At 41.5% G+C, this 14,281-nt stretch carries 17 protein-coding genes and 1 pseudogene; 3 read left to right on the forward strand and 15 right to left on the reverse strand.

All coding sequences use genetic code 11. From position 1 onward, the window contains the following. Nucleotides 1–104: 104 nt before the first annotated feature. The 7 genes and pseudogenes from BM056_RS22660 to BM056_RS27810 form a co-directional block, all read right to left on the reverse strand. Complete coding sequence (locus BM056_RS22660; RefSeq protein WP_092474860.1) at nt 105–701, reverse strand: uracil-DNA glycosylase family protein; 597 nt, start codon at nt 699–701, stop codon at nt 105–107. Between the two features lie 3 nt (nt 702–704). Then, entirely contained in the window at nt 705–1,619 is a 915-nt protein-coding gene (locus BM056_RS22665; RefSeq protein WP_092474863.1) for a helix-turn-helix transcriptional regulator, read from the reverse strand. A gap of 313 nt (nt 1,620–1,932) precedes the next feature. Further along, nucleotides 1,933–2,790, reverse strand: coding sequence for an AraC family transcriptional regulator (locus BM056_RS22675; protein WP_092474866.1), 858 nt, complete (start codon nt 2,788–2,790; stop codon nt 1,933–1,935). 135 nt (nt 2,791–2,925) lie between these two features. Next, nucleotides 2,926–3,378 (reverse strand): hypothetical protein, encoded by a 453-nt coding sequence (locus tag BM056_RS22680; protein WP_131820823.1) that lies wholly within the window; start codon nt 3,376–3,378, stop codon nt 2,926–2,928. Nucleotides 3,379–3,516: 138 nt separating this feature from the next. Then, nucleotides 3,517–3,837, reverse strand: a complete 321-nt coding sequence (locus tag BM056_RS22685; RefSeq protein ID WP_092474872.1) for a hypothetical protein — start codon at nt 3,835–3,837, stop codon at nt 3,517–3,519. Nucleotides 3,838–4,152: 315 nt separating this feature from the next. Continuing rightward, nucleotides 4,153–4,359 (reverse strand): annotated as a pseudogene (locus tag BM056_RS22695) (prevent-host-death protein); the annotation flags it as partial. Between the two features lie 264 nt (nt 4,360–4,623). Further along, nucleotides 4,624–5,244 carry a helix-turn-helix domain-containing protein gene (locus tag BM056_RS27810; RefSeq protein WP_435050980.1) on the reverse strand — a complete coding sequence of 207 codons (621 nt, stop codon included), beginning with the start codon at nt 5,242–5,244 and terminating at the stop codon, nt 4,624–4,626. 391 nt (nt 5,245–5,635) lie between these two features. Between BM056_RS27810 and BM056_RS22715 the strand changes: the two genes are divergently transcribed. Then, a complete protein-coding gene (locus BM056_RS22715) occupies nt 5,636–7,621 on the forward strand; it encodes a sensor histidine kinase (RefSeq protein WP_092474882.1) in 1,986 nt (661 codons plus the stop codon). Between the two features lie 49 nt (nt 7,622–7,670). Here BM056_RS22715 and BM056_RS22720 read toward each other — a convergent pair whose 3' ends face one another. Together BM056_RS22720 and BM056_RS22725 are read right to left on the reverse strand one after the other, a co-directional pair. Continuing rightward, a complete protein-coding gene (locus BM056_RS22720; RefSeq protein WP_092474887.1) occupies nt 7,671–8,174 on the reverse strand; it encodes a LysM peptidoglycan-binding domain-containing protein in 504 nt (167 codons plus the stop codon). Between the two features lie 158 nt (nt 8,175–8,332). Further along, the gene (locus tag BM056_RS22725; protein ID WP_092474891.1) at nt 8,333–9,622 is read right to left on the reverse strand and encodes a copper amine oxidase N-terminal domain-containing protein; all 1,290 of its coding nucleotides are present in this window, start codon (nt 9,620–9,622) and stop codon (nt 8,333–8,335) included. A 494-nt stretch (nt 9,623–10,116) separates the two neighbouring features. Here BM056_RS22725 and BM056_RS22730 point away from each other — a divergent pair, with 494 nt between their 5' ends. Both BM056_RS22730 and BM056_RS27430 read left to right on the forward strand, forming a co-directional pair. Then, nucleotides 10,117–10,410, forward strand: a complete 294-nt coding sequence (locus tag BM056_RS22730; protein WP_092474894.1) for a zinc-ribbon domain containing protein — start codon at nt 10,117–10,119, stop codon at nt 10,408–10,410. A gap of 139 nt (nt 10,411–10,549) precedes the next feature. Continuing rightward, nucleotides 10,550–10,681 (forward strand): hypothetical protein, encoded by a 132-nt coding sequence (locus tag BM056_RS27430; RefSeq protein WP_274377583.1) that lies wholly within the window; start codon nt 10,550–10,552, stop codon nt 10,679–10,681. 24 nt (nt 10,682–10,705) lie between these two features. Here BM056_RS27430 and BM056_RS22735 read toward each other — a convergent pair whose 3' ends face one another. Genes BM056_RS22735 through BM056_RS22760 form a run of 6 tightly spaced genes read right to left on the reverse strand, consistent with a single transcriptional unit; the run spans nt 10,706 to nt 14,198 of the window. Then, complete coding sequence (locus BM056_RS22735; protein WP_165613678.1) at nt 10,706–11,194, reverse strand: YhcN/YlaJ family sporulation lipoprotein; 489 nt, start codon at nt 11,192–11,194, stop codon at nt 10,706–10,708. Nucleotides 11,195–11,221: 27 nt separating this feature from the next. After that, nucleotides 11,222–11,575, reverse strand: coding sequence for a stage V sporulation protein AE (gene spoVAE, locus BM056_RS22740; RefSeq protein ID WP_092474900.1), 354 nt, complete (start codon nt 11,573–11,575; stop codon nt 11,222–11,224). A 34-nt stretch (nt 11,576–11,609) separates the two neighbouring features. Further along, nucleotides 11,610–12,617, reverse strand: a complete 1,008-nt coding sequence (spoVAD, locus tag BM056_RS22745; RefSeq protein ID WP_092474904.1) for a stage V sporulation protein AD — start codon at nt 12,615–12,617, stop codon at nt 11,610–11,612. Nucleotides 12,618–12,619: 2 nt separating this feature from the next. Beyond that, entirely contained in the window at nt 12,620–13,099 is a 480-nt protein-coding gene (spoVAC, locus tag BM056_RS22750) for a stage V sporulation protein AC (RefSeq protein WP_092474907.1), read from the reverse strand. A gap of 11 nt (nt 13,100–13,110) precedes the next feature. Next, entirely contained in the window at nt 13,111–13,968 is an 858-nt protein-coding gene (locus BM056_RS22755; protein WP_092474909.1) for a DUF421 domain-containing protein, read from the reverse strand. 23 nt (nt 13,969–13,991) lie between these two features. Continuing rightward, nucleotides 13,992–14,198 (reverse strand): DUF1657 domain-containing protein, encoded by a 207-nt coding sequence (locus BM056_RS22760; RefSeq protein WP_092474911.1) that lies wholly within the window; start codon nt 14,196–14,198, stop codon nt 13,992–13,994. Nucleotides 14,199–14,281 lie beyond the last annotated feature (83 nt).

The following is a 14,281-nucleotide window of genomic DNA, read 5'->3' on the forward strand; positions in this document are numbered from 1 at the left end:
GAAGGGGCGGGTTACTTTGCTAATCCACCTATTTCATCGTATATATCCACTATAAAATAGAAAGCCTGACAACATATGTCAGGCTCTCCAGGGAGTTTGCTTCACTATTGCTGAATCATTTTTACCATAACAGAAATATCTTCGGCGGCCATTTCAAATTTTGACTTCTCAATCAAAATGTTTTGTCCCGTCATAATGTAGGACGGCATGATACGGATACCTTCATGGTAGATTTCACTGTTACGCAGCTTGTATGTGGACACCCCGGGAACGGCATTCTTCCCTGTTGTCTTTTTACTAATCATGTTAAATGCTTTTTTAGCCACATCTCCCATGAGCATGACAACCTTAATATTAGGAAACAGCGACAGCTCTTTTTCAAGAAACGGCAGGCTTTCTTCAATTTGCTCTCTGCTGATTGTATATCCCGCCTTGGGAGCCTTGACGGCATTGGTGATATAGACTCCTAAATTCAGAATATCAGATATGGAATTTACATGAATACCCGCTTTCTGAAACAGGGGGATGGCGGTTTCCAAATATGCCGCGTCATCGGCACCGTAGAAATCCTGCTTTGGATCTGCGGGAACCACCTCGTTAATCATAATTGCCAGAATCTTTTCCGGATCAACATCCACATTGCAAAATTGCATGTTGCTCTTTTCAAATGGCAAGCTTTCCAGTTCGTTTTTTATGTTCATAACCTATTGCTCCTTCCTGTAATGCCGCAAGGCGTTTTCATATCGCTGGATTATGTTATCTTTTAAACGTTCAGGCCAGATCACCGTGACTTTATCTCCAAAGGACATAATGAAGTCATACAGCCATTCATTTTCCGGCAATGCAGCCTGCACCTTGTATCCTGATTCTGTTTTTGATATGGCGGATTCATCGAATGTGTCATATAGCCTGTAGCCACATTCGTCAGGAAAGCTGAGTTCCAGTTGGAGTAATGCTCCTAAATCCTCCGGTATGGGTAAAACAAGATTTGAGCTTTCAGCCTTCATTTCGAAAGTCTTTCCGGTCAGGACGATTTCCTTCATTCGTGAAACCCTGAAAAGCCTGTAATCCGATTTTTCAGGGCAGAAAGCGAAAACATACCAGGATTTATCTTTGTATAACAGCTTTACCGGTTCCGCATCCCGGCGGAGAGTATTGCCGGAAGAGGAATAATAGGTAAACCGGATTACCTTCCTCTCTAATATGGCCTGCTTCAAAATGTCGAAGACCTTTTGCTCTTTTTCTTTTATGCTGCCCCAGCGGGAAAAATCCACTTCAATCCAGTTTGCCTGAGCTGTTTGAAAGACTGCTCCCAGTTTCATTAAAATGTCGTCTGCGGCCGGATATTGAATGGCGGAAAGGCTTTGAACCCCCATTAGAATTTCTTGTTTCTCTTTTTCTGACAGGATAGCGTTCCGAAGCATAAAATGGTCTTGTAGACGGATACCGCCGTTTCTTCCTGTATTCGCATAAATAGGGATTCCAGCGCCGCTAAGCATATCAATGTCCCGATAGATTGTCCGAACCGATACCTCGCAGACCTCTGCTAATTCCGGCGCAGATGCCCGCCCCTTATCTAACAGGTGATATATGATCTTGAATAAACGACTTTCTGACAAAGGCGCACCACCCCTTTGCTATATAATAACACAAAAACCTTGACATGGTGTGTCAAGGTTTTTGTAATAAAGCACAAGGCAGCTTTGGGCACGGCTACCCAGTAATTTATCAGATCTTTGTATTTATTCAGTGGTATAAACTCCGCATTCAAAAACGGAAATCGCTCAGGCATGGTGGAAAGGGAGCGGATGGCGTCCATCAGGTCATTTCCCAAAATGACTGTCTAATTTACTGTAGGCACCCCCAAATATAGATGCCAATCGGAGGCCGCCTATTATACTCAATAGAGGCGCATGTTGTTAGATACCGTTATTATTTCTTTTCAACGGGCAGCCAGACTTCACATCTGTAGTCCTCCGCCTGCTGGTTCCCTTCAAAATAGACTTCGATATCGGGAGCATTGGCGTACTCGTAACCGGAATTGGGCAGCCATTCGCTCACAATACGCTTTTGCAGATTTTGTATAGCGTCGGGCATGGCCCCGATGCATTCAAAGATAGCCCATGTGCATTCCGGGACATGATACTCCGCCATATCTTCGGGCGTTTCCTGATCGGTAGCCACAGCAATGTAATAATCGAAATCCTTACCGTTCATGCACGTGCTTACCCCAAGGACGCCCTTCGGCTCCCGGTTCATCAGGGTGCAGAGTTTCGGGATAACGCCGCTTTGCGCTGTCTTTTGCCAAAACAGCGGCACATTGACAAAGCTTTCTTCAATGTTCATGGAGTAATGCTCCCTGACACCTGCAATTTTGAAAGCGCCCTTTTTCTCAATTCTGTAGTTCATCTCAGCCTCTCCTTTGATCGTTATTTTGAAGCTGATGGGCGGGTAGGCTTTCAGCGTAACGCCTTCCGCTCTTGCGGCGGACGGGGCCATGCCGTGAACGCTCTGAAAAGCGCGGTTAAAAGCCGTCGGCGATTCATATCCATATTTGAGCGCAATGTCGATAATTTTTTCATCGCTGTTTTGCAAATCGAATACCGCTCTGGTCATCTTCCTCCTGCGGATATACTCTGAAAGAGGTATGTCCGCGAGATAGGAAAACATGCGCTGAAAATGAAACGACGAACAGCGGGCGATCTGCGAGACGCGCTCCAGGTCGATTTCGTCCTCCAGGTGTTCCTCCATGTAGTTTACCGCTTCATTCAGGCAACTGAGCCATTCCATACCATCACCTCCCAACAATCAAAGTATATGAAAACTGTATTGTCCGTCCTCTCTTTTCCTGCACCGATATGAGAGGCCTGCCGCGTTGGATTCCTTTTTAGACTGCTTTCGTCCGGCATTTAATGCTGATAAGCCTTATCTTACGGCTTTCAGCAATGCTCTCCAGGAGGACATTTTTTCTCCGTGTTTAAAGGCAACTCCGACATTGGTATACGTATCATCGTCCACTTTGATTAATGTTTCTGATCCTTTGAAAACACCGCTGTCAGAAGTATAAATGGAAACGATGCTGTCTCCGACAATTTCAAATTTTCCTTTTAGCACCCCTAAGGCAGGATTGTATGATTCCCAGATAAGCGTTGTTTTGTCATCCGTTGCGTGAATCGTATAGCTGTTTTCAAATGTTACAGGGGGTTCACACATGACCGTCATTGTGCCGCCTAATGTCCATTCACGTTCACTGCGGACAACAGCGGTCTCACCATGCAGTTTAAATTGTTTCCCCTCGGCATCGTAATAGGTGCCGGTTGCGTTCCAAGAGGATATTCTGTATAAATAAGTATGTTCCATCTTGATACAACCTTTCATTCTTATATACAAAGATTGATCCCATACGCATTCATCGGCTTTCCCCATCCGAATATAGCTTTGTTTCAGTCAGTACCCAACATCCACAATCACAAATTCCCGGCAATGAGAATCTTTTTGGATAAAGGCCTCACTATTTCATACCGGTCTTTTCAAATTACCACTGCGATGACTCGTCCTGCTTATATAATTTCTGTGCATGAATTCATTATAAATATATCCTCGCTCCGGCGTTATTCCGTTAAGCTCCGGACGTTCATTATATATTTCTTCTAAAGTTTTGTCCGAACCTCCGATAATACTAAAGTGCTCTTCTGGTTTAATTGGATAATCAGAAATCATTTTTCTAACCAATTCCTCCGCATGGTTCTGGTCCTTTGCAAACACGATACCTTCAAACTTGCCAGCAGCTTTTCTGCTACCTACCTTACGATAATAAAAATGCACTGAATAAATCATAAGTACCTCCTGTTCATCAATTCTATCGCACCAATAAGCCATAATCCTGCCTACAATCCACGATATAGTCGACGTTCACCATCTGATTCTTCATCTGATACAGAATCAAATACCATTTCTCCACGAACATTCTGTGGTACTTATTCGGTAGTATAAACTCCGCATTCAAAAACGGCAATCGCTCAGGCATGGTGGAAGGGAGGGGATAGCATCCATCAACTCATTCTTTGTTCTGTGTAAAGCGGCAGAGGGGGCTTTTTTGCTCCAGAAAACAAACATGACCCGCCAGCATCTAACGGACGCGGTCGGAAACAATCACCTTATGCTGAGGCTTCTTTTCCCATGCTCCACCTCATCAATAATACCGTCCAGGTATTTGTCCAGTTCATCGGGGCTAACTCCCGCGCGCCCTGCCAGACGGTCTTCCTCGACGGCCAGCAGCTCTTCTCGTAGCTTCAGCATTTTTTCGCGACGGGTAAACGCTTCTATATCCATAACCTCAAGATCTCCCTTACCATTTTTATAAAATTCTCTGGCTCTTCGGTGGGCTTACGCAAAGTCGCAAATCCATCGCAATTGCCAAAATACTCATATAGGTTTATAATCTGTTATTTTCCTTATAATGACAATCTAATCATATTATACTTCTTTGCTCGAATCACTGAATAAAGCAGCGGCAAAGCACGTTTATTCGTTTCAGCACTATAAAAAAGGCGCTGATCTCTCAGTGCCTTTTTTATTAATCATCTGCCGCTATCACTCGTGTTTTATGATTTCTCACATTTATTATTTCAGAGTAATCTGCACCTCTTTGCCAAGGGAGCGGGCAACCTTTGACAGAAAATCCAGGGATGGATTGTACTTTCCGCTTTCCAGGCGGCTGATATTGGATTTCTGGGTCCCAACCCGAAGCGCCAATTCTTCTTGGGTAATATTTTGGCTAGTTCGCGCTTCAATGATTTGCGAAATCACATCATAGCGCGGTTTCAGCTTTTCGTATTCAGCTTTGAATTCTTCGTCCTTCATCAAAAGCTCTTTCACTTCGAAAAACTTTGCTCCCGCCTTACTCATTGTCGCACCTTCTTTCATAATCTTCTTTATAACGCAGTGCCCGTTCAATCTCTCTTGGCGGAGTTTTTTGAGTTTTTTTGGTGAAACCATGAAGCAGCACAAAAGTCTTCTGGCGGTTTTTGAAATAGAATATCCGGCTGATATCCGACGCGAATTTGATTCTAGTTCAAAAAGATCTTTGCCTTTTATGGGCTTTACGTAAGGTTCCCTTAATTCATGGCCATGCTTTTCAAGTAGTTCTATTTCGCTAAAGGCTTTTGCCCGTATTTTTGCTTCCAACGATAGCAGAAAATCCAGCACGGGAATATCTCCGTTTTCCTTTTTATAGTATTCCACCTGCCAATCCATGGTACACCTCTAACCTTAGTATATGCTCCACCTCACCATTATGTTATCATATACGATAACATAAATCAAGGAATTTGTACTTTTTGTAAACAGCTAAAAGCAATCATTTTTGAATTTTTGCACTGCGGCTATATTGCGCCGATTTTTTTGAGATAGGAAAAGCCGTCCGTATGCCCGCGAATTTGCTTTCCTCGGTAATCCCTCCGGCGGGTTGCAAGGTGCTGTCCCTTTCATACAGGTCAATATACCAATAGGTAATTCCCAGAAATGAGGTAAATATTTTTAAAATGTCACATTTCGACATATAATCGGAAGGTAATTGCTTGAAATTAATCAAAAAAACTAGTATTTATTGCTTTACATTCAGGGGGAATAAGTAATGAAAAACGAAACCTTCTTCAATCATATCAAAGATCAGGAAAATCATGATTTAGAACACCAAAAAATACTTGATTTGACCGTGTGCAATAATCTTGCTGAATGTATATATATATCAGATCCTCATACATATGATATTTTATACGCTAATAACACATTTATCAAAAAGTACGGTAATTTAATAGGACAGAAGTGCCACAAAGCGTTACAGGGGCTGGACGCTCCCTGCCCCTTCTGCACCAATAATTTTATTATGGGTGAAAATCAAGGGAAACCCCACACCAGGGAATATAAAAACTTGATTGACCAGAGGTGGTACCGCTGTGTTGACAAAGCAATCCCATGGATAGACGGGCGCATAGTTCGTTGTGAAATGTTTATAGATATCAATGATGTTAAAGAGACAGAAAAAAAACTTTTACACCGTATCCAATTTGAAACACTTATTACCAGTATTTCAACCCAATTTATTAATCTTCCACAGGAAAAGATTGATCAAGGGATCAACATGGCTTTAAAAAAAATCGGGGGATTTGCAGAAGCGGATCGCAGTTATGTATTTCTATTTTATGAAAAAAACGGCACCCGTATGGATAACACCCATGAATGGTGCGTTGATGGAATTGACCCGCAAATTGATAATTTAAAAGACCTTAAACCAGATCTGGTAACTCCATGGTGGATCGATAAACTTAGACGTTTTGAATACATTTACATACCTTCTGTAGACAATCTTAAAGCTAATAATTATGCTGAAAAAAGAATTCTGCAGGCGCAAAATATAAAATCTTTAGTAGTTGTTCCAATGGTTTACGGAAAATCTCTAATAGGTTTTCTTGGGTTTGATTTTGTCCGTTCTGAAAAATCTTTACTGTCAAAAGAAATCATAGGCTTACTAAGAATTGTTGGGGACATATTTGCAAACGCCCTAGAACATAAAAAAGCATATCAAGCACTAAGGAAAAGTGAAAAACGTTTTCGCCGCATAACGGAGAATATGCTGGATATGATTAGCCAATTAAACGTTAATGGGGTATTTGAATATGCCAGCCCATCCCACCAAAGCAATTTAGGCTACCAACCAAAAGATTTAATAGGAAAATCAATTATCGATTTTCTGCATCCCGATGATATTAATACAATGAAGAATGCCATCCAAGGAGTGATTCAAACATCAATACCGGGCAAAATTGAATTCCGCCTAAGGCATATAAACGGCGATCATATGTGGATGGAATCTAACATCAACGTTGATACTGAAAAGGGTGAAATTGCCGGAATTATCTTTTGTACCCGTAATATTAACCAACGCAAGCAATTTGAAAAGGAAATGGCCAGCCTCGATAGATTAAACCTAATTGGAGAGATGGCTGCCGGCATAGGTCATGAAATTAGAAACCCTATGACCACTATAAGGGGATTCTTACAAATTTTAAAAAATAAAAACGGATGTGTACAATACGAAGATTACTTTGACATAATGATTGACGAATTAGATCGTGCCAATTCGATAATTACAGAATTTCTTTCCCTCACTAAAAACAAGCCAATTGACTTACAGGTATCTAATCTTAATCATATTATCAAGTCTATTTTCCCTTTAATTCAAGCAGATGCCATGCTGCTTGATAAGTATATTGAACTAGAATTGCACGATATCCGGGATATCCCTCTGAATGAAAAAGAAATACGGCAACTTCTGCTCAACCTCGTAAAAAACGGTATAGAATCTATGGATTCCAGTGGTAAGATTACTATTAAAACTTTTGCTGATAAACAAGATGTTATTCTTTCTGTCAAAGATGAAGGCAAAGGAATTGAAACCAGCCTGCTTGATAAGCTGGGCACCCCTTTTTTCACAACCAAGGACAACGGGACAGGCTTGGGGTTAGCGGTTTGTTACAGCATAGCCGCAAGACACAAAGCAAGTATTGAAGTGGAAACAGGTAGTAGCGGAACAACTTTTTTGGTGCGATTCAAATATTAAAACCTGAGTATTGTTACCCGGGTTTCCAAACGGCTGTCGGGTACAACAGCTAACTTTTTAATTTATCCGGCTTTATTGGCACCTTGATAATTTGGCCGACTCGCAGTGTGGAATTGACACTTAGCCCGTTTAGTTTAGCCAATTCAGGAGCATAAGTAGGCACTCCGTAATACTCATTTGAAATATCCCCCAGGGTATCTCTAGGCTTTATTTCATAAAAAAAATACTCATTTTGGGCTGATACTTCTGGTTTTATTTCCGGTTCAGGTAAATTTTCCGTCATTCTTATACTGGCCAACTGATTATTAAGTTGGTTAACTTCTTCTTTAAGTACAGTATTTTCTACAACAAGGTTTTTATTTTCAACCCTTAAATTAGCTATTTTTGAGTTGATTTGCCACCCGATAAAAAATACCAGCAACAATAATATTGCTCCAGCACCAAAAGTAAACAAAACCCCATAACTCTCTCCACCGTTTAAATGTTCTTCTTCTATTTCCCTGATAGTTTTACCCTCTAGCTTATTAAACTTCATCAAACTAAAAAAATTCATATAGAATACTCCTGAATATTTTTTATGGAGTATTATACCATAAACCAGTATTAGATAGAGATTATCACCTTAAAATAATAACAAAAGCAAGGGAGTGTTCATTAAACAACACCCTTGCTTTTGATAATTTTTTAAATTTTATATTTTATACTAACCTGTTAATCATTTGGCGTTAGCTGTTGAGGCATTTTCATCTCAACAGCGGTACTAACATCAGGGGCAGTGAATGAACCACCAGGTTCGGTAATGTTAATGTTGCCACTATATTTCATGTCGATTTTAACCTGTTGTGGCTGGCTATCATTTTGTTCCCCTTCGGCTTTTGCAGGTGCCGGATTGTCTAATAACATTTCTAACCGTGCATCAAAATTAATTATATCAGTGATAAAAGTTTCCTTATTGATCAGCACCGAATAGTTATAATCCAATTTGGCAGTCTCAAAGAGTTTCTGCATTTGCTGCTGCAAATCAGCAGTATCGTTTGATTCTTGCGGCAAAGCCTGGGTCGCCTGCTGAATAATTTTTTGATAACCTTCCTTAAACTTTTCCATGTCTAAAGTGGCGTTTACTACATAATATTCTTGATCGTTTACTGTTACATCGTTACCAAAGTTCAACAGTATCCCCATTTCTTTCATCTGCTCGGCAGCCTTCAACGGGTCGGACTGAATGTCCTGCTGCTGTTTCCAAAATTCCGGAGAAAACGGCATATCCTGGACGAGCCAATCCTGACCGGGGGCTTTAATGTACATTTTTTCCTGGGTCATGTAGGTTTCAACATCCATTGGCTGGACAGTTTCTCCATCCACAGGAGCTAGCGTCTGTTTCATATAAATCTGAAACGGATCGTTTTGCATTTGGCCGGTTAATTTAGAGGTAATGTTTTGGGGAGCCGTTTCATCAATCTTCCCGTCCGCCGCTATATTCATGTTAATGTTAAACTGTCCGTCCATGGAATACGTATTAAATTCCTGTACCGCAGCTGTAGATTTTGCCAGAACGTCAGATACTGTCATGCCATCCCTGGTCTCACTGCGTTTTAATGTAGTCATCCCTTGATCATTTACCAAGCCAACTTCAAAACCAAAGGCATTACTCACAGAACGGAGGGGAATTAAAACTTTATCCCCCGCTTTCGTTGGTTCAGCGGTCAGCATCAACGATTTGTCAGCCAGCATTGCTTCCTTTTTCCCAACTGTAAGCTTCATGGTCGTGTCGTTCTCTTTAATAACAAAGTCATTTTCAGATTCCCACTGAACATCAGCACCCGAAAAAGCGGCATATATATCCACGGGGATCATGCTGGAACCATTAATCATGGATATACCGGGTGACGGCACCAGATCATCGTTTACCTGCAGCTTCATATCATTTGCGGCAAAAGCAGGCAGGGATGCTGACAACATCACTAATACCAGCGAAATGATAACAAAAAATTTTTTCTTCAAAAGAACACCTCATCTTTAAAATTATTTTGTTCCCAAAAAATCCTCTTTTTAAAAACTGCGCATGTACGCTTAGATAGTTTTGTTTCAAAACTTTTAGCTTGCCATACGCACCCCCTTTAAAAAATACAAAATACACCTTAAATTAAAACACATCAAAACAAAAAAATATGACACTCTTGCAAATATTTCTGATATGTGCTATCCAGTCAAGCAGATAAAATTCTTGCTTATATTAGGACACTAAAAACCAGGTATTAGTTCCTAACAGCCAGTAATAATTGCTCTAATCGAGGTGAGGAATAGCGAAGCGACATGGCAACCTTGCTGGCAAACATTTATTGGTTATAACTTTGACAGCGCGCGCTTTACGTGGTAAAGTTAATTAAATTCCATGGTTAGGTTAATGCATTCTCCCCTTGTGGTTTTTCATTGGTTTAGGGCGGGTCGGCGTTTCCTTCAGCCAATGGATAAAACACTTTAGGAGGAGATTTTGAATGTTTCAAGACCGTACTTTAACTTGCCGTGACTGTGGTGTTGATTTTGTTTTTTCAGCGTCTGAACAAGAATTTTTTGCAGAAAAAGGCTTTACCAACGATCCCAGCCGTTGCCCACAGTGCCGTGCAGCCAGAAAAGCCAACCGTCAAGGCGGTTTCGGCGGTGGCGGCAACTATCGTCAACAGCGTCAGATGTTCCCCGCAGTTTGTTCCAATTGCGGCAAAGAAACTGAAGTTCCATTTAAACCAAGTGGTGATAAACCGGTTTATTGCAGGGAATGCTTTAGAAGATAAATTGCATTAAAAATAAATATTTTTATCAAAATAAGGACGGATTTGTTCCGTCCTTATTTTGATTAACTATTCACCGGTGAACAAAAAGCCGAATAAAATAGCAGGAATAAAGGCATACCTATAATCGAGGTGATAAACTGTGCAAGATTACGATAAAGAGCATACCGACGACCCAACTTTTTATTTAAATGAAGTAACAATTAATTCCGGTTTTATTCCTTATTACAAATTTGCCGATGATTTTTCTTCAGGACAGGATACGGAGGCGTAAAATAGCTTACGCCTCCGTAAAATTTTATCCCTGCATGTCCTCGTTTATCTTGCTTACCTTATTTTTTATATCTGTCAATTTTTTATCAAATGCTTTATCCCCAGCACTTGTTTTTATCTGTTGTTCCAACTTTTGAATTTCTGAAAATAGCTTTTTATCGGTAGTTACATGAATCTCATCGTCTTTTCCCACAGTTGCCATTATCTTATCCTGTACTTCTTTTTTAATTTGTTTTAAACGCAATCTGTCAACCCCGCTAACCTTTAAAGCAACTGATACATCCTTATTAACAACAACAGCAGTTACTTCATCCACGCCTTTTACCTTTTGGGAAATCTGCTTGATTTGCTCGGCTGTTTCATGATCAACTTGAACTTTTTCTGCTGAGCCGCTTTTTGTTTTTTCTGCCCGGGGCTTCTTTTCGGGCCCGGTTAGTGCAGAACAGCCTATATTCAGCGTAAGTAATAATATTGTAAGTGCTGCTATTATTATGGCGCTTGTATTTTTTTTCATCATATCACCCTTTGCTCAAACCTTGGCTTAACCTTTAGACTTAAATAACAACGCAGCTAAAAAACTAAAAATAATTGCCGCAGAAATACCCGCACTGGTTACTTCAAATATCCCGGTAAGGATGCCAACTATGCCTGTTCTTTCTGCTTCAGCCATAGCGCCATGCACAAGAGAATTCCCAAAACTGGTAATAGGAACTGTCGCCCCGGCACCGGCAAAATCTATCAGGGGCTCATATAAATCAAATCCGGCAAGTACGGCCCCCGCAACAACCAGAGTGCTTACTGTATGGGCAGGAGTTAATTTGCCCACATCCAGCAAAAGCTGTCCAACCACACAAATAAGCCCTCCAACAACAAAAGCCCAAAAATAAGCTTCCACAAAACCACTCCCCAGAGGATGTAATCAGTTGTTTTTAGTTATACTCAATAGCTACTGCATGCGCAATGCAGGGTATACTTTCCTTTTGCTGGTAAGACAGTGGGGATAACAGCGCCCCGGTGGCAACGATTAAAACCTTATGTAGTTCACCTTTTTTCATCCTGTTGATAATATGTCCAAATGTAACCGTAGCAGAGCAGCCGCACCCGCTGCCCCCGGCAAAAACATTAGGCTGGTCTTTTTTATAAATCATCAGCCCGCAATCCGTAAAAATTTCGGCCGGTACAACCAGACCATGTTTTTTAAATAAATCAGCGGCAATATTATGGCCGACGCGGCCTAAATCCCCCGTTGCAATAAGATCATAATTTTGGGCTGAAATGCCTAAATCTCTAAAATGGGCTGTAATTGTATCCACCGCAGCCGGGGCCATAGCTCCACCCATGTTATAGGGGTCGCTAATCCCCATATCCACTATTTTGCCTATGGTGGCGGAAGTAACCCTGGGCCCGTCCCCTTTATCACCGAGCAGAGCCATACCTGCACCGGTAACGGTCCATTGGGCCGTTGGCGGCTTTTGAGCGCCATATTCAGTGGGATACCGGAATTGTTTCTCAACCGCTGCATTGTGGCTGACGGCACCGCAAATAACATTGTTGCCTGATTTGCTATCGACAATCAAAGAACCCAGGGCAAGGCTTTCCATAGAACTGGAACAAGCTCCGTACAGGCCAAGAAAAGGAACAGCCAGTGTCCTGGCGGCAAAACTGCTGGAAATAATCTGGTTCAACAGGTCCCCACATAAAAAAAACTGAACATCCTGTTTTTGTTTCCCGGCTTTGCGGATTGCTATCTCACAAGCTTCTTCCACCATTTTTCTTTCTGCTTTTTCATAACTGTCCTGCCCCATCCACAGATCGCCGTGGAGAGTGTCAAAATCCTCCGCCAAAGGCCCCTCGGCCTCATAAGGGCCGCCCACGGCAGCTGTTGCTAAAATGGTGGGCTTGTTATTAAACACCCAGGTTTGGTGACCTTGAAGCACCTTTATGATCCCCCTAATAAAGCCAGTGTTGTTTTGATTAAAGCAACTATAAACGCGGCAAAAACGCCAAAAACGATTACCGATCCCGCCAGTTTAAACATGTTTCCACCTACTCCCAGCACAAACCCCTCACTCCTGTGCTCGATTGCCGCCGATGCCATGGAATTGGCAAATCCGGTTACGGGTATCGCTGTGCCCGCACCGGCAAACTGGGCTATATGATCATATACGCCTAATGACGTTAAAATAACCGAGATTAATATCATCACAGCCACAGTGGGGTTACCGACAGTTTTTTCCGTAAAATCAAAGTTCCAAATAAAGAAATCCGAAACCCCCTGCCCCAGAGCGCAGATAACTCCGCCCACTAAAAAAGCCTTTACGCAGTTTAACAGTACCGGTCTCTGTGGCTCCCTGGCTTTGGAAAAGGACTGGTACTGCTGCTGCACCGGAGTTAATTTCTTCTTTTTTTTATCGGACATACTTTCAACCCCTATCTTTTCATATAAGGCTCCAAATCGCCGATAACTTCCGCCAGTGTTTGAGATGACCGCCCGTACATTTTTTTTGCTTCCGGGCTTTTAGTACCCAGCGCGTATAACTCGCAATCAGCCTGGCATTTCTTTAGAGTGGTAAAAAGCAAGTCTTTTATCTTAGGTTTAGGCACCTGGATGGCATCATCAAAAAGATCTAAATACAATTGTCCGGCGGAATCAACCTGAGCTATAAAAACATTTTCCGGTGCCACACCGGCTTTCTCCAGCTCAGTGTGCAGCCATCCCCTGTTCAGCCCCATTGCAGTCAATGGCTCGTCCATGATCACTCCATCCATCATTACCGTTTGCGGCACACTCTCCTGACCAACTTTTAAATCAATTGTTTTTGGTGTAAGAGGTTGGTTATCTTTCTTCAACAAAACACTTACATCCCCGGTTGGTTCCAGAACCGCAAACTCCACATCGGCAAAATTAAATACATCTTTCTTGCGCAATTGGCTCAGTAAATCTTCCGGTGTATACCGGGCTTCCATTAATTTATCCTCCAGAACTTTTCCATGATTTATCAGGACGGTTTCCTTTCCTTGGATAATATCCCTGACTATTTTAGATTTAATTGATAATAGATAGATTAATGCCGGAAACGCCGTCCAAATCACCAGGGCAACCAACCCATATGTTAGATTTACCAAACCCAATGAAATTGCGGCTACAATAACCCCGATAACAATACCGGTTATTAAATCAAAAAATGTTAAACGGGCTGTTTGCCTTTTGCCGATCAGGCGGATCAGAACTAAGGCAATAATGAATAAGCCGGCGGATCGAAATAATATTATCAACCATTCTGGCATTTATTTGCATCCCCTATAATAATCTAAAAACCTTTATATTGTGGCTCTTCAAATTCTAATGCACTGATCCTCTTTTCTAAATTCTTGGCCACACTTTGGATTTTGGCTCTATTTTGTTTCAGCAGCTGCCTTTCTTTTTGGTTATGTTCAATAGCTATAATTGCATCTAAAGTTGCTTCAATTCCTTTTAGACTGGCTGCTGTTTGTTTAACCTGCCCGCTTATGGTCATACGAAATCACCTGCCTCAGTTTTTATTTTGCATATGAATTAATAATTATATACAGAAAAAACCGGATCCATAAGATCCGGCTG

This window comes from Desulfotruncus arcticus DSM 17038 (assembly GCF_900113335.1).
GTDB classification, from domain to species: Bacteria; Bacillota; Desulfotomaculia; order Desulfotomaculales; family Desulfallaceae; genus Desulfotruncus; species Desulfotruncus arcticus.